Origin of the sequence: Paenibacillus sp. FSL R10-2748 (genome assembly GCF_038005565.1) — a bacterium.
GTDB lineage: Bacteria > Bacillota > Bacilli > Paenibacillales > Paenibacillaceae > Paenibacillus > Paenibacillus polymyxa_B.
Genome location: NZ_JBBOTK010000007.1, coordinates 98,700 through 120,505 on the forward strand (window position 1 = coordinate 98,700; position 21,806 = coordinate 120,505).

Here is a 21,806-nt window from a genome sequence, read left to right on the forward strand (position 1 = left end):
AGATTTGAGTTTTTTTAGGATCATTACTGGAAAAAAACTATATCCTGCATAATAAGTTAGATAAGCGCATTTAGCCATTAATGGTTTAATAAAACAAATTAGATCCTCGCTTTACAGATGGATAATTATATTTTATTAGTATGAGGATGGTTTCTTTATACAGTGGACCGTTCATATTTACCTTCTTATGAGAACTTTATCTTGTACCCCTAGCTAGGTTATATCGTGTTTTTTTAGGCTAGCCCACAGTTGGAAAGGATAAAATTAATTCCTTGAATACCCCATAGTAAAGGAGTCTGAAAAGATGGTGAATGAGTATTTCTCGACGGAATCTGCTTCCAATCCGCAAAAATCTACGATTACTAATAAACTGTCAAAAATAATCGAAAGTGTATCCCAACTCAGTCCAGACGAATTAGAGCCGCAAAAACATTTTTTAGAACTGGGTTTAGACTCTATTCTTCTGTCTCAGGTTAGACACAGCATTAAAAGTACGTTTGGCTTGGATATCCCGATGAACGAATTTTTTGAATCACTGACTACGCTGGAGTTGCTGACAAACTATATTGCTGATAGGGTGGCCTCGACCTCTGAAGAATTGACCCGGAATTCGGAGGAGCATCAGTTGGCTGCATCGTCCAGCGTCACTTCTTCGGTGCCTTCCGTCTTGCCGGGCCGGAGTCAAAAATCCGCTATCCCTGTAGAAGATCCTGCACCACAAGAAAGCAAGCTATCAAATAAGGATGTATTTGTGGGGAGAGAACGAATTTTAGAAATGCAACTTCAACTCATGTCGCAGCAGATGGAAATACTGCGTCAGTCTCGGCTTGCACCAGTGGCAATGTCTGAATCGCATTCACTACAAACTGCTGTCGAGCCTAAGACATCCACGATGCAGGAGGAAGCTGCCACAGTTACTTCTGTTTCCCCCGTCCAGGCTTCCGTCTCAGCTGTTTTGCCAGACAGAAAAGAATCTAAAGCATTTGTTCCCTTTCAAAAAATAAATGTGCAAGCCCATAATTCACTTTCACTTAGGCAGGAAAAGCATCTGCAAAAGCTGATTGAACATTACACGATGCGCACACGAAAAACCAAAGAGTATACTCAGCAATACAGGTCTGTATATGCCAATAACCGGAATGTGGCCGGATTTAGGCTTGCTCTCAAGGAAATGGTGTATCAGATTATATCCCAGCGTGCAGAGGGTTCTAAAATTTGGGATTTGGATGGTAATGAATATATTGATTTGACGATGGGATTTGGGGTCAATCTGTTTGGTCACAACCCATCCTTTATTCGTGGATCGATAGAAAAGGAACTACATAACGGAATGTGCCTTGGGCCGATGTCCAATATGGCCGGGCAGATTGCCGAAAAGATTTGCAAAATGACAGGCATGGAACGAATTGCGCTATATAACTCGGGGACAGAGGCGATCATGGTCGCCCTTCGGTTAGCACGGGCTGCCACCGGGCGGGATAAAGTGGTGATTTTTTCTGGTTCCTATCACGGTACCTTTGACGGAGTATTGGCATTGGGCGGAACAACAGATGCCAGGGAACATTCCACTCCTCTGGCGCCTGGTATACTACAGCACATGGTGGACGATGTCGTTGTGCTCAGCTATGGAACGGACGAGTCACTCCATTATATCCGCTCCCATGCCCATGAACTGGCTGCTGTTCTCATAGAGCCAGTACAGAGTCGTCGCCCTGATTTCCAGCCCGCAGCTTTTCTGAAGGGAGTACGCCAGATTACGGAGCAATCCGGGACCGCGTTCATTTTTGATGAGGTAATTACTGGCTTCCGTATTCAGCCGGGAGGTGCGCAGGCGTGGTACGGAATTGAAGCCGACCTTGTAACTTACGGTAAAATCATTGGCGGCGGTCTTCCCATCGGTATCGTGGCAGGGAAAGCATCGTTCATGGATGGAATTGATGGAGGGATGTGGAGCTTCGGAGATGACTCTTATCCACCGCATGAGCAACAGCGGACGTTTGTAGCGGGAACTTTTTGCCATCATCCCCTGGTTATGGCAGCTTCCCTGGCCGTACTAGAGCAGTTGGAGAAGGACAGGGGGGAACTGCATAACGAGCTGAATAGTCGTACGAAGGCGTTCGCAGCAGAACTGAATCACTATTTTACGGAGGAACAGATACCTATAAAGGTCGTTTACTTCGGTTCCTTGTTCCGCTTTGTCCTTAAAGGTGACTTGGAGCTATTCTTCTATCACATGCTGGATAAAGGAATTTATATATGGGAAGGCCGGAACTGTTTTTTGTCAACGGCTCATACTTTGGAAGACATAGAGCGGATTGTACAGGCAATTAAAGAGAGTGTTAATGAGTTGCGAAAAGGAGGATTTCTGCCGGATCTGCACCCTCATGAAAACGATCTAAACAAGCCTTTTATTCCTGAAACTGCAATTATAGGCCTTAAGGAATCGACGATTATGCTGACTCCGGATCAGAAGCAGTTATGGTTTGCCTCAGTCTCGGATTCAAAGGAATCGCAGTCGCTTCATGAGACTGTTTTACTGCGTTTTCGGGGTCCGCTACATGTTAAGGAATTTAATGAAGCTGTCCATCGCATCGTCGAACGCCACGAAGCCTTACGCACCTTTATGGGAGAGGACGGAGAAACGCAGATCATCGCTCCGGCAATGACCCTCAGTATTCCGCTGCATGATATCAGCATTCTTTCTGTAGAGGAGCAGAAACACGATATCCGTGCTTGGATGGATAAGGACAGGGAGACCGTATTCCCAATAAGTGCGGGAGAACCTTTATTCCGTATCCAGCTTTTAAAAACGTCGAATGAGAAGCACATCGCTGCATTTACATTTCATCATCTGATTGCAGATGGCTGGTCCATCGGTGTGTTTTTTCATGAATTGGAACGACTTTATTCCGCTTGTGTACAGGGGGAACACTGCACGCTTCCCGATCCTGTTCCGTTCCGAGATTTCGCAGCATGGCAGCAAAACCAGTTAGAGGCAGGAGGATCGGCAGCCCTTGCTTTTTGGTCGGATGTACTTGCGAAGCCGTTGCCCGTTCTTGACTTGCCGTCTCCCCAACGGAACATCTGCGCTCCTTCTTTGCACGGAGCGCGGCACACCATTGTGTTGGAGGCGCCTCTGGTGAAGCAACTGAAATCAGTCAGTATTCGGCTTGGCAATAGCTTGTTTGTGACTTTATTGTCTGTTTTTCAGCTTTTCCTGCACAGACTGACAGGCCAAAATCAAATAATGGTAGGTATTCCAACCGCAGGGCAATCTCATATGGGTGTGTCTCCGCTAATTGGCAACTGCGTTAACTTGCTTCCAGTAATTTGTGAGGTAGACTCTGGGACAACGTTCACGGAATTCACTCAGACGGTCAAGCGAGTAATGCATACGCTGGATGCTTATCAGAAATACAGCTTTGCCGGACTTGCCCAGTTAGGATTAAGTCATTTTCCAGTCCTTAACGTGTTGTTCAATATGGATCGGCCTATTCTGGAGTTTCACTATTCCGGATTGGAAACAGAATTATTGGAGCATGAAATATTGTTCTGTCAATATGAGTTGTTTTTGAATGTTACGGAGTCTGGCCAGCAGTTGCGGCTTGATTTTGACTATGCTACGAGTCTTTTTCAACAAGACACTATGGAAGTATGGGCGCAATACTTTTTACATCTGCTGAGCTCGATTGTGCAGGAAGACGGAATGCGTATATCTGCGCTGCCTTTGCTTCGGAGTACGGAAAGCGAGCGACTTCTGGAAGTGTGGGCGACACATGCGGATTCCAAGGGAATTTATCCTTGTGTCCTGGACAAATACAAACATCCGTCTCCTACGGGTACCATCGGACAAGTATATTTGGCCACATCCGCTGGTTTACTGGGAACGACGCTGGAATGGGCATATGTCGAGGTTGGGGGGAGAATTCGACATCTCGGTGCGGCCAACCGAGATGTTCATATTCGCGGTCATCAAGTGAATCTTGAGCAGATGGAGAAACATCTTTTGCGAGCATTGGATTTGGATGCCTGTGTTTTGACGGCCCGGAAAGACGGTGAGAGTAGTAACTCATCGTATCTAGTGGCTTACGGAGTGGAAAGTGCTTCCAAGTCGTGGGATATAGCGAAGCTGAAAGAGACTGTTAGCTCAATACTTCCTGATTATGGGCAACCTCGCTTTTGGGTTTTGATGGATAGCATCCCTCTTTTGGCTGATGGGCATCCGGATTTTCAATTATTGCCGAAACCAGAAGATACCAGGATAGAGGACTCGCAGAAGCAGGTTTCTGACAGCAATATGACTGAGGACAAACTGATATCCATATGTAAGGAAGTTTTGAATGTATCTGATATCGGATACAACGATAATTTTTTTCAAATGGGTGGAGACTCCTTAAAAGCGACTGTTCTTCTAAGCAGAATTAACAAGGAATTCGAAGTATATATTCCGCTGGTACAAATTTTACATTTGCAAACGATTGCACAACTGGCGGCACATGTAAAAGGAGGACAAAAGCGAAAGTTTGAGCCGCTTGTTCCGGCAGATTTACAGCCCTTTTATCCGGTATCTCCCGCTCAAAAAAGAATGTATGTGCTGGATCAACTGGGTGGAGGTGCAGCGTATCATGTATCAGGTCAACTGCATATAGAGGGAGAGTTACACGTTTCCAGGTTCATTGATGCAGTGAAGGAGGTATTTTCACGGCATGAATCCTTTCGGACGTCTTTTGAGATAGTACACGGGGAAACCGTGCAGAAGGTGCAGGATATGCTTTCACTGGACATTCCCGTTACTCCGATTTCCGAAGAGGAAGCTAAACACGCCCGTGAACTGTTTATTCAGCCTTTTGACCTGAGTAAGGCTCCTTTGATTCGTGCTGAGCTGTTCTCAATCCATCGCGACCAGTTTATGTTGCTGATCGATATGCACCATATCATTTCAGACGGCTTCTCGATGTCGGTATTAATGGATGAGATCAGCACGCGGTATCAGGGTATGCCACTTGCCCCCATTGACGTGCACTACAAAGACTATGTCGTTTGGCAAAAACAACATTATGCCGGAGACAGCCAAGCAAAGGATGAAGCATTTTGGTTAGACACGTTGGACGGTGAGCTCCCTGTATTAGACCTGCCAACTGACTTTGCTCGTCCGTCAAGTCAGAGCTTCGCAGGGGACAGCTTTACCGTCATTATGGAACCCAAGCTGACGGAAAGACTTAATCAATTGGGAAGAGACACGGGAGCAACGCTCTTTATGGTGCTTTTAGCAGCTTATAATGTGCTGTTAAGCAAATACTCCGGGCAAGAGGACATCCTCGTAGGTACACCAGCAGCCGCTAGAGGGCATGTGGATACGGAATCGATGATCGGCATGTTTGTGAATACTTTAGTTCTCCGTAATCGACCGCTGGCATCCCAGCCATTCAGTACTTTTCTGGAGGACGTCAAGCATAACACTCTGCTTGCGTTGGAGCACCAGGAATATCCATTTGACCAACTGGTCGACAAACTGGATCAAGTACGCGATGTAAGCCGCAATCCCATCTTTGATACGATGTTCAGTCTGCAAAATAAGGGAACAGAGGTCATTGAACTCGGCGGACTTCGTTTGCAACCGAATGAGTTTAATGCAGGTGTATCGAAGTTCGATCTTTCATTACAGGTAACGGAAACTCAAGACCAGTTAACTTTCACCTGGGAGTATGCGACCAGCTTGTTTAAGCTGGAGACGATTGAGCGATTTGCCCTCCATTATATAAAAGTGTTGGAAATCGTAACTCAAGATGTCGGAATTCGCTTGGCTGACATGGAAATGCTGACAGAAGAAGATAAGCACTTATTACTATATGAGTTCAACAACACCTCTGCCTATTTTCCGCGGGATGCAACGATTCACGGAAGGTTTGAGCAGCAGGTTAGCAGGACTCCAGATGACATTGCAATTATATTTGGAGATAAGTGTATGACTTACCAAGAGTTGAATGAGCTGGCGAATCGTTTAGCGCGAACGCTGCGGGCGGAAGGAGTGGGACCGGATCAGCCGGTGGGGATTATCGCTCAGCGTTCACCTGAGATGATGATTGGCATCTATGCAATTCTAAAAGCAGGTGGAGCTTATGTACCCATTGACCCGGGATACCCACAGGAAAGAATTCAATATATGCTTGAAGATTCGAGAACACAACTGGTGCTGACACAACCACAGTTTGCAGAACAGCTGAAGCAATATGCGGACTGCAAGGTAATGGTGTTGGACTATGCTTCCACGATCATGGCTTTGCAAGCGTCCAGGTCGACGGAGCCTACGACAGACTGCATGAGTAGCTGGCATGAAGATGCCTCCAACCTTGCGCCTCTAGCAGAAGCAAACCATGCGGCCTATATCATCTATACATCTGGTTCCACAGGGAAACCGAAAGGGGTTATTGTTGAACACCGCTCAGTCGTGGATCGGCTCTGCTGGATACACAATAGATATGGCCTGAGCATAGAAGATACGATTTTGCAAAAAACAGCCTTTACATTTGACGTGTCCGTATGGGAGTTGTTCTGGTGGTCGATGGTGGGCTCTAAAGTAAGCTTGCTGCCACTCGGCGGAGAAAAGTCTCCTATACAGATACTGGACACGATTAATGAAGACAAGGTGAGCACCATTTATTTTGTACCCGCAATGCTGCATATTTTTCTGGAATATCTGGAGCAGCAACCAAGGGAAACAGTGCAAGCAAAATTGAAAACCTTAAAACATGTATTTGCCAGCGGCGAAGCATTGCCTCCTCAGCAGGTGGTGCGTTTCTACCAAATTATGTCAGGGATTGGAAACGTAAAACTAATTAACTTGTATGGTCCAACAGAAGCTACTATAGACGTTTCATTCTTTGAATGCGAGCCTGTGGAAGAGCACTTGGTGATCCCGATCGGTAAACCGATTGATAATACTCAATTGTATGTTGTACAGGAAGGTACGGAGCGATTGCAGCCGATTGGAGCGGTGGGAGAACTTTGTATCAGTGGTATTGGATTAGCCCGAGGCTATCTTAATCGACCGGAATTGACCAAGGAGAAGTTCGCTGTCAATCCGTTTAACAGCGGAGCGGAGGATTATAAGCGGATGTACCGTACAGGAGATTTGGCGCGCTGGATGCCTGATGGCAACATTGAGTATCTGGGTCGGATCGATCAACAGGTAAAAGTGAGAGGATATCGTATTGAACTGGGTGAGATTGAAGCACAGTTGCTGTCTGTAGACGGAATCAAATCAGCAGTGGTCGTAGCGCGGGAGAACAAAAACGGCTACAAGGATTTGTGTGCATACTTTGTGGCTTCTGAGCCATTAAGTCCGCTGGACGTGCAGAATGCGCTCAAGCAGAAGCTGCCGTTTTATATGATTCCAGCATATGTGGTGCCTCTGCCGCAGCTTCCTCTTACGGCCAATGGAAAAACGGACCGAAAAGCGTTACCTGAGCCGGACCGACATGACTCTTTACAAACGGATTATGTTGCTCCGAGAAATGATGTCGAAAGGGCGCTGGTCGTGGTATGGCAAGACGTTTTGGGATGTGGCCATATAGGCGTTCGAGATCATTTTTTTCTGCTTGGCGGCGATTCTATTAAAGCCGTTCAGGTTGCCTCACGTCTGCGTCAGCATGGTTATTCCCTTGACATTTCTCTTTTGATGGAGCACCCGTTCATTGAGGATATCAGCAAGCTTGTGACAACTTTGTTCCGCTACACAGACCAGAATTCGATACATGGAGAGATTCCAATAACATCGATTCAGCGGCAGTTGAATGAACTGGGTACATTTTACACCTTGCGGACGGCGACATCCATGCTATTTACAGCTAACCCGGACTTCGATGAGGATCTATTGCGATCTGTGCTGCAAACATTAACTACTCATCACGAGGGACTGCGGCTTGGTCTGGCGTCGATCGACGAACCGTCTACCCTTATATACCGAGATGAAAATGAAGAAATGTTCACACTTGATGTGTTCTTTCTTGCAGATGATGACCATGAAGCTAGCAAGCAATTACAGAGCGAATGCTTCCGGATTCAAAACAGTTATGGAATGTTTGAGGGACCCAGAGTACGCGCAGGCTTATTCCGGATGTCGGGCTCTGACCAGTTCTTCCTTTCTGTAGATCCGCTAGTGGCTGATCCCACATCTTGGCGTATCCTGCTTGAGGATTTCACAACTGCCTATGAACAAGCTCTTAACGGGGAACCGATGGTGCTTCCTGACAAAACAGATTCTTACCACTCCTGGATGCGGTGGCTAGAAGACTATGCAGACAGCAAAAAGCTGGCCAAAGAGAAACTCTACTGGCTGGATAAGGTTAATTTCGATGGAGAATTTATACCGAAGGACCATGAGACACCTGCACATTCCGAAACACTTCGTCCAGTAGACAATTGCATCATACAGCTTTCGGACGAGAAAACAAGCCAACTGTTGACACGGGCTAACCAAACCTATAATACGGTGAGCGCTGAGTTACTGCTTGCTGCACTGGGACTGACTATAGTGGAATGGTCCGGACAGTCTAAAATTGCCATTGGATTTGAACATTATGATCGGGAGCAACAAACTGTGACTTCGGACAAACCGGACCTTTCAAGAACCGTAGGTCAATTCGGTTCCATATATCCGCTTGTTCTGGATATAGAGCCTGGGGAAGGCAGTTCTCTGTTGCTCAGAAACGTAAAGGAGACGATCCGGCAAGTACCCAACCAGGGTTTAGGATATGGATTACTAAAATATGGTTCTGCAACCTCCGGCAGGTCGGAATTTAATGCTAAGTATTACCCGGAAATTGGCTTCCGCTTGATTCATTCTGAATCGGTCAGTTCCTCTCACTTTCATACATCGCCTATGGATGTTGAATTATGGTCCGGACAGAGTTGTAGCATTTCAGATTTAGCCTATCCCCTCTATCTGGATGGGTGGATGAAAGACGGTAAGCTTTCCATCTGCATGCTTTATAACCGTCACGCGTATGAAGCAGATACTATCCGAATGCTTCTGTTGCGTTTTGAACATCATTTGTCGGGCATTATTCAGCATTGTCTGGACCAATCCGGACGGCAACTAACACCATCGGATGTGGGAGCACGTGGTTTGGATCTAGATGAGTTTGAAGACATGAAGCAGTTTTATGAGAATCTATAACGATTCGTACGAGGAGGATATCCATGATCAAAGGACTTGAAATTGAAAAAGTGGTCAACTTGACTCCCTTACAGGAAGGAATGCTCGTTCATGCGCTGATGGAACCAGAATCACAGGCTTATTACGAGCAATTACGTATTTCTATTCGGGGAGATCTGGATTGGAATGCCCTGCAAAAAAGCTTTCAGCTACTGGTTCAGCGTCATGAAACGCTGCGCTCGAACATTTATCATAAATCCGCTTCTCGTTCGCGGCTGATTGTCTTTAAGAAGCGAAACACGGCGATTACTTACGAAAATATGACAGAACTGACCGGAAAGGAGCAAACCGACGCTATTCGTAGATTTATGGATGTGGACCGTAACACCCATTACGATTTGAGCAGGGATATGCTCATCCGGATGGCTGTACTTCAAACGGATAAAGATGCCTATACGCTGCTTTTAAGTTTTCACCATATTATTATGGACGGCTGGTGTCTTGGCATCATAATGGACGAGTTGTTAACGGCCTATGAGGCCTATTATACAGGCCGTTCCGTTCAATTGCCTGAACCACGACCTTACACCGGGTATGCCGACTGGCTTGAAGAACAGGATCAGGAGGCCGCCAAGAACTACTGGAGTTCTGTATTACAAGGCTACGAACAAACAGCTGGACTTCCGATGCTGAAAACTCCAGCTACAACTTCTGAAAAAGGCGGCTATCTGCTGCAGGAATATAGAACGACGCTGACGGAAAAAGAGACCAGCACTTTGCGTGCGATTGCTGAATGCAATGGGACCACGCTCAGCAGTCTTTTTCTGGCCGCCTGGGGAATTGTACTTAGTCGTTACAACGGAAGCAAAGACGTAGTTTTTGGTACGGTGGTATCTGGCCGCCCGTCGGAATTGGATGAAGTAGAGCGAATTGTGGGATTGTTCATTAATACCATTCCATTACGAATTAGATTAAATGAAGATAAGAGTTTTGTTGAATTGTTGCGAGATGTCCAGAGAGCCTCTGTCCAAGGAGGGATGAACGGATACTGTTCACTTGCTGAAATCCAGTCGCAATCTGCACTCAAGCAACGTTTGCTTGATCATATCGTTGTATTCGAGAACTATCCGCTGGAAAACATGATCGGGAGACGGGACTGGCAAGACAAACTCGGATTCATTATTGAGGACGCCCGGTTATTCGAAGAAATACCGTATGACTTTAATATTGAAGTTGAAGACAAGACGGCAATGAGTTTTATATTGTCCTATAACGGTAAGGTATACAACAGTGAAGCGATGAAGCATCTGGCCAATCACTTGAAGCATGTCTTCCTCCAAATTGCCAGCAATCCAGATGTTTGCCTCCGTGACGTTCGGCTGTTAACAACCGAAGAAGAGGCTAATTTGACGAAAATATGGAGCGGACCCGTTGTCCAGTTTCCTGCACTTACTTTTCACGGGCTATTCGAAGCGCAGACGGAGCGTACGCCAGAACTAGCAGCCGTCATATATGAAGATACGATGCTCACTTACAGACAACTCAATGATAGAGCGGACGCTCTTGCCCATCTTTTGCAGAAGCGTGGAATTACACGGGAGAGTCTGGTCGCTGTCATGGTTGACAGGTCTGTTGAGATGATAGTGGCGGTGCTGGGAATTATGAAAGCCGGAGCTGCCTATGTGCCAGTAGATCGCGTGTATCCAGAAGAGCGTATTGAATATATGCTGCGTGACTGTGGAACGACGATTGTGCTTACGCAATCTCACCTGACGAGCTGGCTGAAAACAATGGATTTTATGGGCGAGATAGTCGATCTCTCTACCTTGCCACTCCAGCCCGAGATGGATTCGGACAAGCAGTATATCTCCACATATGAGCCCGGCTCTTTGGCGTATGTCATTTATACATCGGGTACCACAGGTAAGCCCAAAGGCGTTATGGTTGAACATCAACAATATGTCAACACCGCACTCGGTTACAGACACAGCCAAGGATTTAAAGATTTCCCTGTTAAGCTACTGCAAATTGCCAGCATGTCGTTTGATGTGTTTGCATGCGATTTGGCCAAGGCATTTGTCAATGGAGGTACCTTGGTCATTTGTCCTGAAAACGTGAGAAATGATCCAGCTGCCTTGGCTACACTGTTGGAGCAGCAGGAGATTACTACGTTTGAGACGCCGCCTGTGCTTTTAGCTCTGCTATTGAATTACATCTATGAACATGGTACAAATATCAGTTCCCTAAAGCTGCTTACTACTGGAGCAGATAGCTTGGCTGTTGCAGATTACTGTAAGATGTTGACCCGCTTTGGCAGCAAGATGCGGATTATTAATACGTATGGAGTTACCGAAGCCGCAATCGAATCTAGCTTTTATGAGGACGAGCTGGAAAAATTGCCTCTGTCCGGTATTGTCCCTATCGGCAGAGCTCTACCGAATCATAAGTTATATATTGTTGATGACAAGATGCGTCCGGTCCCTGTCGGTGTAACGGGCGAGCTGTGTATTGGTGGAGCTTCTGTAGCGCGGGGATATCTGAACAGACCGGAGCTTTCGGCTGAGAAATTCGTGTCTGATCCGTTCTCGCCCGGTGGACGCTTGTATCGTACGGGGGATCTGGCGCGCTGGCAGCCAGATGGGAATATTGATTTTATTGGGCGAGCTGACTATCAATATAAAATTCGCGGATACCGGATTGAGCCTGGAGAAATCGAATCTATTTTGCTCGAAACGGAAGGAGTACGCCAGGCAGTTGTTGTTGATCGACTGGACAAAGCGGGACAAAAGTATTTATGTGCCTATGTTGCAGGTGCAGCTGAGAAAGACATGCTGCGGGATAAACTGGCTCGGCAGTTACCGGTCTACATGGTTCCCGCCCAAATCATTGTACTGGAACAGTTGCCATTGACCCATAACGGGAAAATAGACCGATCCAATCTGCCCGAACCGGATGAAATAGCACCGTTGGATAGCGTATATGAGGCACCACAGGATGAATTGGAAAAAACAATCGCTTTGATCTGGGAAGAAGTGATCGGCGTTAAACCAATTGGATTACACAATAACTTTTTCGAGCTTGGCGGGGACTCGATTAAAGCATTGCAAATTGCAATCCGCTTAAATGCCAAAGGCCTGAAAATGGAAGTAAAGGACTTATTCCGTTACCCTGAAATTCACCAGATAGCACCGTTTATAAAAAAAATCACCCGTATCATTCCCCAGGGGATTGTAGAGGGTGAGGTAGAATTGACACCCATTCAACTCGATTTTTTTCAGCATCAACGGAGAGATCGTCACCATTATAATCAGGCGGTCATGCTGCAAAATGATGAAGGATGGAATGAATTATGGCTGAAAAACGCCATTGACAAGCTGGTAGCCCATCACGATGCATTACGCATCATCTTTGTGGAAGAGGAAAAGGGAGCCTCCGCCTATAACAGGGGAGTGAACGAAGGTGAGTTCTTTACATTAACGAGCTATGATTTGACACAATCAAGCCAGCCTGAAGAAGAAATCCGACACATTGGCGATGAGCTGCAAAGCAGTTTGGATCTGCAACGAGGTCCTCTCATATGTTTGGCTTTATTCCATTTGTCCGGTGAAGATCATCTGATGATCGTTATCCACCATCTTATTGTAGACGGTGTGTCTTGGAGAATTTTGCTGGAAGATTTGGGCACCGCCTATGATCAGGTAGCTCGCGGTGAGAGGCCGAATCTGCCTGCCAAGACGGATGCTTACAAAGAGTGGGCTTCAGGACTGACTACTTACGCCGAAAGTGTACAGGTACGCCAAGAAATCAGCTACTGGAACAATGTAGATTCACGCAGGATGCGTCGATTGCCAAGGGATCATGAAATCGCGGTTAGCCTGATACAGGATCGACGCCTAGCGGAGGTGGTACTCGGCAGGGATGAGACGGAAAAGCTGTTGAAGCATGTACATCATGCCTATCATACGGAAATGAATGATCTGTTACTTACAGCCTTGGGTCTGGCTTTTTATGATTGGAGCGGTTATAACGAAATCCCGATTTTGCTGGAGGGGCACGGCAGGGAGGAGATCATTAAAGATTTGGACATCTCTCGTACAGTCGGCTGGTTTACCTCCCTGTATCCTTTTGTAATCGAGGTCAACAGACCCGAAAATTTGGCCTATCAGATCAAAATGGTTAAAGATAAGCTGCGGCGGGTGCCTAATAAGGGCATCGGTTATGGTATTTTACGTTATTCGACCAAAGACCAGACTAAATCCGCTTCTCTAGTCGCAGCACCATTCCCGGAAATTAGCTTCAATTATTTGGGACAATTCGACGAAGAAAACAGCGCAGACATGCCTTGGCGTATTTCTCGATTAGCAGACTTAGCCAATGGTGAGAGAAGCCCGCGTGCGGAAAAGACGAATACATTTGACATTAACGGCATGATCACAAACGGAATCCTTCGGTTTGGATTTGAATATAACGGGCTTGAATATGGTGCAGCGACGGTAGAGCGATTAACGATCGGCTTTAAAAAACATCTATTGAATATTATCCATCATTGTTGCACTAAGGATCAGGCGGAGCGCAGCCCTACGGATTTTACATATAATCAATTGTCTATGGGGCAATTTGAACAAATATCAAGCCGATTATCGGATAAGCTGGGAAATCTGTTGAAATAAAGGATATCCGCAAGTTGAAACTCAAATTCTGCATGGATAAAGGAAAGGTGAATGATTTGGCACAGGTAAATATTAAAGATATCTATCCGCTATCCCCGATGCAGGAGGGAATGTTGTTTCATTCCATCCTCGACGCAAAATCAGAAGCTTACTTTGAGCAGACCGTTATTACCTTTAATGAAGTGCTAGATGTTCATTTGGTTCAGCAAAGCTTGCAGCAGCTCATGAATCGATATGATATATTCCGTACCATTTTTATGTATAAAGAAACAGAACGTCCGCTTCAAATTGTCCTGGAAGAACGTGAAGCGATGCCGGTTCATTTCGAAAATATCAGTGTTTTTCCTGAAGCTGAGAAAAGGGAGCATTTTACTGACTTTTTAAAGGCAGAGCGTCAAGCGGGTTTTGACTTGGAAAAAGATGTTCCGATTCGGCTTGCCCTGTTTCAATGGGATGATGACTCTTCCAGGCTTGTCTGGAGTGTTCATCACATTATAATGGATGGTTGGTGCATGGGAACGGTAGTCCAGGAATTTTTTACTATGTATACTTCCCTTCGGTCCGGAGTGCCTGCACAATTGGATACGGTATATCCGTACAGCAGTTTTATTCAGTGGCTGGAGCAACAGGACAAGGAAGAAGCGACAGCCTATTGGCAGGGGTATTTAAATGGGCTGGAAAATGAAACGATTTTACCGGGCTATAACCGTCCATTGAATCCAATCTTCGAGGCAGACCGTTACACATGCAAGCTGGGAAAAGAACTGACTCAAGGAATGGAGAGAATATCTAAACACTACCACACGACAGTCAGCACTGTATTTCAAACGGTATGGGGATTATTGCTTCAAATGTACAACAACAGCCGGGATGTTGTGTTCGGGTCCTTAGTATCCGGCAGACCAGATGAAGTTCCGGGAATTGAAAATATGGTTGGATTGTTCATTAACACAATACCAACACGCATAACCAGTTATGCGGACCAGAGTTTTTCGGAACTGCTTATATCTGTGCAGAACTCCCACATCGAGTCTGCTCAGTACTCTTATTCTTCCCTAGCAGATATTCAGAATCACACGGATTTGAAACAAAATTTAGTCCGACATATTGTTGTTTTTGAGAACTATCCTTATTCAGAGGAGCTTATTCATGCGGAAAAAGGGCCTGATACACTTCAGGTCACCGATGTGGAGGATATTGTACAGACCAACTATGATTTTAATGTGATTGTCGTTCCTGGATCACAGTATGAAGTTACTTTTAGTTACAATCGGCTGGTTTACGATGAAAATTGGATTAGGCTAATTGCAGCTCATCTTAAACGGGGACTGGAACAGATTGTTCAACAGCCGGATCTACTGATTTCCGATTTGGAATTTCTGACGACGGAAGAGAAAAGTCAGGTTTTATCCCAATTTAGCGGAGTACAGATTTCATATCCTTCTAGTGATACCATCCATCTTTGTTTTGAAAAACAAGCAGAAAAGACACCGAAGACAACAGCAGTTGTCTGTGAGAACTCCAGTCTGACTTATGCTGAGCTGAATGAACGTGCTAACCGATTGGCTCGTACCCTGCGTAGTTACGGCACAACAACTGATCGGCTGGTTGGGCTCATGACTGATCGTTCTATAGATATGGTGGTCGGCATCCTCGCTATTCTTAAAGCAGGAGGGGCATATGTACCCATTGATCCGTCATATCCAGAGGAACGTATCCGTTATATATTTGATGATTCCGGTGCAGACCTGCTTTTGACGCAAAGCCATCTTGTGGAAAAGGTCAAAGAGGCCGCTTTTGGAGGAAAAGTCCTAGTATTGGATGAAGATCCAACTGTATATCACATGGAAGGATCAAATCTGGAGGCCGTATCAGGAGCAAACGATCTGGCTTATGTCATATATACATCAGGCACTACCGGACAGCCTAAAGGTGTGATGCTGGAGCATCACGGTCTTAGTAATCTTAAAACCTACTTCGAGCAAAAGTTGAGTATTGGCTTGTCTGATCGGGTTGTCATGTTTGCCAGCTATTCATTTGATACATCATGCTCGGAAATAATCCAGTCATTACTGTGTGGAGCGGCATTGTATATCCCTTCCTCCGAGACTATTTTGAATTATGAACGTTTCGAGCAATACATGGCAGCATGTCGAATTACAATTGCAACGCTGCCGCCAACTTATGCTGTATACCTGAACCCGGACCGCATGCCCGATTTGCGTGTTCTGCTTACCGCAGGATCGGCCTCTAACGCGGAACTGGTGTCCAAATGGAAGAACCGGGTGGATTATTACAATGCGTACGGTCCTACCGAGAATTCCGTTGCAACATCTCATTGGCCGGTATCGAAAGAAAATTCTGAGCTAGGTGGAACCATATCCATCGGACGGCCTGTACCTAATCACCGCGTGTATATGGTGGATATACATGGAAATCTTTTACCTGCAGGAGTGCCTGGTGAGCTGTGTGTATCCGGTCCGGGGCTGGCACGCGGCTATCTGCATCGTCCGGAGTTGACAAAAGAAAAATTTGTAGCTAATCCGTTTGCATTAGAGGAAGTTGGCTATGAGCGAATGTACCGTACAGGTGACTTGGCACGATGGTTGCCAGATGGGAACATTGAATATTTGGGTAGGATTGACCATCAGGTTAAAATCCGCGGATATCGGATTGAACTCGGTGAGATTGAAGCGCAAATTATCAAGGTGGACGGTGTTAAAGAATCTATTGTCATGGCTCGTGCAGATCAGCAGGGGGACTATCATTTGGCTGCTTACTACGTAGCTGAAAAAGAAATTAGCGGCAGTATGATGTTGAATTTGCTGAATGAAAAATTGCCGAACTATATGGTACCGTCGTATTTTATACAACTGCAGAACATGCCGCTGACACCGAACGGGAAAATTGATCGCAAGGCGCTGCTGGCATTCGAGGAACATGCTGATTTGACTGCAGAATATACAGCGCCGCGCACTGCCATGGAGGTGAAGTTGGCACAAATCTGGAGAGAGGTACTCGGCATTCCGTCCGTTGGAATTCATCATAATTTCTTTGCCATTGGTGGACATTCACTTCGTGCGACTGCGTTGGCCGCAAAAATTCACAAAGAACTGAATATTGAGTTACCGTTGCGTTATGTATTTGACTTTCCGACAATTGAGCAAATGGCGCAGGCTGTTCATGAATTGTCTCCAAATCCATTTGCAGCGATTCCTGTTGCCGAATTGAGAGACAGTTATCCGGCATCTATAACTCAAAATAGACTATACGTTTTGAGCAGCATGAATAACTACAATATGTCTGCCATGCTTTTGATGGAAGGGGAACTGAATTTTTTAAGATTAGAAAGAGCGCTTAAGCAATTAATTCAGCGTCATGATACATTGCGAACCTCTTTTGAATTCGTAGATGATAAACTGGTACAACGGATTCACGACCATGTCGATTTCACTTTGGAGGTTATGCAGGGACACGGCGAGAACGAAGCAAGAGCAATGATGAGACAATTTATCAGACCTTTTGATCTTGGGAAGGCACCGTTACTTCGAGTTGCTCTGTTGCAAGAATCTCCACAGCGCCATTGGTTTATGTTTGACATGCATCATGTGATTTCAGATGGTGTATCCATGAGTATATTGCTGAACGAGCTGCCCGCACTGTATGAAGAAAAAACGTTGCCCGCCTTGCGAATTCAATACAAGGATTATGCGGTATGGCAGCAAGGAGATATTGGTAGCTCATGGATGGAAAAACAAGAAGAATACTGGCTCAAGCAAATGAGCGGCGATATTCCAATTTTGGGTATCCCAGTCGACTTTGAAAGACCTGCAACACGTAGCACTTCGGGCAGCACTGTTTCCTTTGCCATTTCACCTCAGGACGTGGACCGTTTGAAAGAAATCAGTTTGCAGGCGGGAGCTACTTTATTTATGGTATTACTGGCAGCCTACAAGACCCTATTGTTCAAGTACAGCGCTCAGGAGGATATCGTTGTTGGAACGCCTATTGCAGGTAGACAGCATCACGATTTGCAGCCTGTCGTCGGCATGTTTGTCAACACGCTCGCATTGCGGAGCTTTCCTGAAGGGGATAAGTCTTTTTACGAATACGTTCAGGAAGTAAAGGACCAGGTGCTTGATGCCTTTGAGCATCAGGATTATCCGTTTGAATTGCTGGTGGAGAAGCTGAATGTACAGAGGGACCTGAGCCGAAATCCGCTGTTCGATACTCTTTTTGAGCTAGATAACATGGACTCTGGTACGACGGAATTCCAAGACTTACAGGTTACTCTGTGCCCAGGCGAACAGAATATGGCAAAATTCGATTTGACACTTACGGCCATGGAAAGCTCTGAAGGTTTGGTTTTCAGCTTCACATATGCCGATAGCCTGTACAAGAGAAGCACGATTAAACGAATGGCCGATCACTTCATCCAGTTGATTAAAGCTGTTGTAGATGAACCACAGACAAAGCTTTCTGAAATTGAGATCATTACGCCGCAGGAAATTGAAATGATATTGGATGTCTGGGGAAATACCGAGGTGAAATACCCATGTGAAAAAACCATTCATCAATTATTCGAAGAACAGGTAGAGAAGACTCCAGATCAAGTAGCTGTAGTTTTTGGAGATAGCCAGATCACATATAACGAATTAAATGTGCGTGCAAACCAACTGGCTCGCGTGCTAAGAGCAGAAGGAGTCCAGGCGGATCAATTGGTCGGAATGATTATGGAGCGCTCTATCGAAATGATTGTGGGGATTTTTGGTATTTTAAAAGCTGGTGGGGGATATGTACCTATCGACCCTGAGTTTCCGGAGGAACGTATGCTCTATATGTTACAAGACAGCCATATTAGGCTTATGGTTGCCAAGCCAGAAATGGCCGCGAAGGTACCGTCGGATGTGCTGGTCATTTCACCTGATAGTCACAGGCTATCCGCAGAAGACTGTTCCAACTTGGCTGAAGTATGTGACCCTGGCCATTTGGCTTATGTGATGTATACCTCAGGTACAACGGGCAAACCCAAAGGAGTGATGATTCAACACTCTAATGTCGTTAATATGACAACCGCATTTAGACAACAAGTATATAAGAAATACAAATCGCCAATGCGGATGGCATGGCTATCGCCGTATGTATTTGATGCATCAGTGAAACAAATTTTCCCATGTCTGCTTCTCGGGCATGCGCTTCACGTGGTGCCGAGAGAGATTAGCACCAATGGTCATCGTTTGGCTGATTATTTCAGATCCCAACGGATGGATTTTACTGATGGTACACCGGCACACATGCATATGCTGACGGAAATGCAAGACTCCGTTGCAGATCTGAATGTACAGCATTTTATTTTTGGAGCAGAGGCGTTGCCCGGTCATCTCGTTAAAACATTTTTGAGCACCCGGCCCGGATATCGTCCGCAAATAACTAATGTTTATGGTCCTACCGAGTGCTGCGTAGACACAACTGCGTACGACATTGACGGGGAGACGATGACAGCTTGGACACATACGGTGCCGATTGGCAAGCCAATGGCTAACCAGCACGTATATATTATGGATATGAATCGGAAGTTGGTTCCGATAGGAATTGCAGGTGAAATCTACATCGGTGGTGATGGAGTAGGGCGAGGTTATATGGGAAATCGTGAGCTGACAGATGAGAAATTTATAGCAGACCCCTTCAAACCAGGAAAACGTATGTACCGCACAGGAGATTTGGCGCGATGGATGGCAGACGGAAATATTGAATATTTAGGCAGGATGGATCATCAGGTAAAAATCCGGGGTTACCGAATTGAACTTGGAGAAGTAGAAGCGCAATTAATGAACCTGCCTGCGATCCGTAAAGCGGTGGTTATTGCTCGTGAGAATGATTCAGGACAAAAAGATTTATGTGCTTATTTTGTGGCTGATAGGGATCTGACCATTCAGGAACTTAAAGCAGCGTTGGTTCCCAATCTTCCGATGTACATGCTGCCAAGCTATTTTGTTCAAATGGAGAAGATGCCGTTGACCACTAACGGAAAAATTGATCGTAAATTGCTTCCTGTGCCGGACGGAGACATTCAAACAGGTGTTGAATATGCAGCCCCGCGAAACGACATGGAACGGCATATGGTAGATATTTGGAAACAGAATCTGGGTGTCAGTATTGTTGGCATTGATGATAACTATTTTGATTTAGGCGGACACTCCCTAAAAGCCATTCAATTGGTTTCACAGGCTCAGGCTGTTGGCATTGAAATAGGGATTAATCAGGTGTTTCAATATCAGACTATTCGCCAAATGTCAGAGTATATGCGAGCAGACACTTCGATGCCGGATATGTTAACACGTGATATTGCCGAGGCAATCGATATCATCGAAAAGGCTTATGACGTATATGCTCATTTCCAATCAACAACTGTTGAAGGGCGAGATCAATTAACTTTGCACATAGATCCTTTTGATTCTATACAAGCAGAGGCCCTAAAGAAAGTCATTTTGTCACGCCTTCATCCTGACCTTCATCCACATCATTTGCTTCCTTTTGAAGCAGCTGCTCAAGTACCTGACTGTGAAAAGCTGTACACAGATACGATGGTAGACGATGAAGCTGTGAAGCGGCATGCTGAGGAATGGCTGGAACATCTGCTGCGGATGAATGACCAATGGAACAGCACGATGCTGGCAGGAGAGCCTTTACAACGCTATGCGCTTGCTCCTGCTCAACATTATCATTTGGAACATCCGCAATCCTCAGGAGGTGTCATTCCTTTTGATAGTTACCTGCTGGATGTAGAACGGTTATCTGCAATCATGCAACGCCTGATAGAGCGCCATGAACTCTTTAGAAGTGTGTTGGTCCAAACAGATGTCGGATGGGAATGGGAAATGTTGTCCATGAAGGAGCGCATGGACATTCCAATGATAGATTTATCGAACTACGGTGCAGAGATGCAAAATCGTATACTCTCACATATATTGCCTGCATTCTTTATGAACCCTTATGAAACAACCGGAAACTTGTTATATCGTATTGCGCTTGTTCGCCTCAATTTAAGGGATCATTTGCTGCTGCTCCCTTGTTCACATCTCATCTATGATGGCATGAGCGGAGAGGTCGTTAAGAGTGAGTTGTACCGTGCATATGAAGATATAAGCAATGTAAAAGAGCAACTAGCAGGAAGCTACCGTGATTATGTGAGTCAGGTCCGCAAAGGACCACAGGGCATGGGCGATCAAGAGATTGTTGACAAATTTCGCTTGTCCGCATTTGCTGCTGCTTCGGATGCTGTAGTCCTCGCAATTGATGGGCACAACCATACAACGGGCACAGATGTGACAGTAGAACTTGCAGATTGGAATGATTCTGACGCAATGTGGGACTTGGCTATACGCCTAGCTAACCGCTTTTTCCGCAGATATTTGCAAGTGGACGAGATTCCTATTCTTCTCACCAATTATGGACGGGCATACGAGGACAAGCAGTATTTTGATATTATAGGGGAATTTATAGACCAAATCCCTGTACTGCTTACAGATGCGGATGAACATGGGCATGAGATCAGAAACAGTATGCAGTTGGCCGTATTGCGTAACCTGAATTTTCTAAATCTCATATACAATGATGAAATGGCTTCGTTGTATCCGCAGTCTAACAGGTATCTGAAGCATAGCCTAAATAAGCTACCTATTGTCTTCAATTACCTTGGCAAAGCGTCGGATAAATATCAACTGTTTAAAAATATGCTGCCAGAAGAGAGGGACATCTATCGGGATCCAATCATTTTCTTTACTGTTCAGCATGTGGAAAATGTATTGCAAATCTCACTGGAACTTCCTTTTGAAGAAAATCCAGAAACCGTTAAAGCGTTGTTGGAAACAGAGCTAGCGAATTTACTAGTAACAGACGAAAATGGAATAATGTCCACCTAATTTTCACTCAAGGCATTAAAAACAAGCTCCGAGTTCAAAATAGGGAAACTGGGCCCC

General features: G+C 45.5%; 3 protein-coding genes. All 3 read left to right on the forward strand.

All coding sequences use genetic code 11. The features are described 5' to 3' along the window. The first annotated feature begins 307 nt into the window (after positions 1 to 307). From NSS66_RS20355 to NSS66_RS20365, 3 genes are read left to right on the forward strand one after another with little or no spacing between them, the layout of a single operon-like run. Complete coding sequence (locus NSS66_RS20355) at positions 308 to 9,178, forward strand: amino acid adenylation domain-containing protein (protein ID WP_445671361.1); 8,871 nt, start codon at positions 308 to 310, stop codon at positions 9,176 to 9,178. A gap of 23 nt (positions 9,179 to 9,201) precedes the next feature. Then, positions 9,202 to 13,827 (forward strand): amino acid adenylation domain-containing protein, encoded by a 4,626-nt coding sequence (locus NSS66_RS20360; RefSeq protein WP_340959647.1) that lies wholly within the window; start codon positions 9,202 to 9,204, stop codon positions 13,825 to 13,827. A gap of 14 nt (positions 13,828 to 13,841) precedes the next feature. Beyond that, positions 13,842 to 21,749 carry an amino acid adenylation domain-containing protein gene (locus tag NSS66_RS20365; RefSeq protein ID WP_340959649.1) on the forward strand — a complete coding sequence of 2,636 codons (7,908 nt, stop codon included), beginning with the start codon at positions 13,842 to 13,844 and terminating at the stop codon, positions 21,747 to 21,749. Positions 21,750 to 21,806: the final 57 nt, after the last annotated feature.

What these genes read in the sequence shown, in the direction of transcription:
- NSS66_RS20360 (WP_340959647.1), top strand. Translation starts at nt 9,202, where the DNA reads ATGATCAAAGGACTTGAAATTGAAAAAGTGGTCAACTTGACTCCCTTA.